1 protein-coding gene is annotated in these 1708 nt (G+C 50.2%); it reads left to right on the top strand.

The window, feature by feature from the left end:
- Positions 1–450 precede the first annotated feature (450 nt).
- Positions 451–1551 (top strand): iron-containing redox enzyme family protein, encoded by a 1101-nt coding sequence (locus QUB20_RS22420; protein WP_333249496.1) that lies wholly within the window; start codon positions 451–453, stop codon positions 1549–1551.
- Positions 1552–1708: the final 157 nt, after the last annotated feature.

Here is a 1708-nt window from a genome sequence, read left to right as displayed (position 1 = left end):
TTTTTAAGAACGAGCAAGATGCCCGTTCCACAAGAAGATTGAGTTTTTTAAGAACGAGCAAGATGCCTCTTGCACAACAAAATTGAGTTTTTTAAGAACGAGCAAGATGCCCGTTCCACAAGAAGATTGAGTTTTTTAAGAACGAGCAAGATGCCTCTTGCACAAGAAAATTGAGTTTTTGTGGAACGGGCATCTTGCCCGTTGCTAAACAGGTGATTGAGAAGGAAGCCTGATATAAGTTAATACCAATTTCCCTAAACGTTGTTACCTTTACTCACAAGTTGAAAAGGGTATGAGACGGTAGCGGTCAAATCTCTATCAATGGAAGGGTGTATGCGGCTGACAGATTCGCTATCTTGAAAGTAATGAGCCAGAATCATCAGCAATCTTCAACGGTTGGCTGTTTGGGCAGGCAGCACAATAATCAAAGTCATAACATAAGTTGATTCCATGCAAAACACGGCAGATTTACTCCCCAAAATAGACTCGCCGAGTCTTCCCAAAAAGCAATCCGCACTCCCAAATTATGAAGCAGCCGATCGCCAATTTGTCAATTTGCTAGAAGTCGAGGATTTAGACAAGACGGTGGCGGCAAAACCGTTACTTGTCAGCGATTTTGAAAGCGCGATCGCCTATGCAATTCAAGCAGCTTACCAACAGGAACCGGGCGATGAGGCCGCTCACCGCTTCTTGCAGCGCATACTTTACCGCATCAACCGCCTCAACTTGTTTTGGTACGACGATTTGCGCCGCTACAATAACGAGCGATCGCACTATTTGCGTTCCGTGCGCGATCGCATTGAGGAACCTTGGCAGCAGTGGGAAATCGCACAAATCGACGTTGCAGCGCTGCAAAAATTGCCGGATGTCAAGCAAGCGCTGCGCGATCGCGCGGCCGCCGATGTCGATCCTCCGCTAACTGAGATCGATCGCTACCAGCGGGAACAGATGACTGAAGAGGGATACAAACACCTGCTGGCGATCGCCTCCTTCGACGGTTTAGTGGAAGCCAGCCGTGTTTCTCGCATCATCGGCGGTGCCGGCAACGAAATTCAGTGCACCCTTACGCGAGTGCTGATCGAAGAATACGGCGGCGGTCGCCTCCCGCGCAAGCACTCGACCTTTTTTGCTCAAATGCTGGCAGAATTCGATATGAGTACGGAACCGGAAGCGTACTTCGATTTAGTGCCTTGGGAAGTGCTCGCAAGTATTAATCACAACTTCCTGCTGACGGAACGCAAGCGCCATTTTCTGCGCTATAACGGCGGACTCACATATTTTGAGGTGGCGGGGCCTGTGGCTTACCGCAATTATCTAGCCGCCGCCCAGCGTTTGGGCCTCTCGCACGCTGCGATGGGTTATTGGGAACTCCACATCAAAGAAGATGAACGTCATGGCCGGTGGATGTTGGATGAAGTGGCGATCCCGCTGGTTGATAGATACCCGCAGGAGGCGTGGGAGCTGGTGTTGGGGTACGATCAGGAGAAGTCGATCGGCGATCGGGCTGCTGCTGCTGTGGTGCGATCGATCCAAGCGGCAGAACGGAATTAACAGCTATATCCTAGGGTGGGTCAGAGACTGATGCACCCTAGATTGTGCACCGTTCTCAATAAGCCTTTTAGGAACAGGCAAGATGCCTGTTCCACAAGAAATACACTCTTTGTGGAACAGGCATCTTGCCTGTTGCTGACCATAGTGGAACAGGCAT

Source organism: Microcoleus sp. B4-C2 (assembly GCF_036705265.1).
In the GTDB taxonomy this organism is placed as follows: Bacteria; Cyanobacteriota; Cyanobacteriia; order Cyanobacteriales; family Microcoleaceae; genus Microcoleus.
This window is presented reverse-complemented; position numbering and strand designations above follow the sequence as displayed.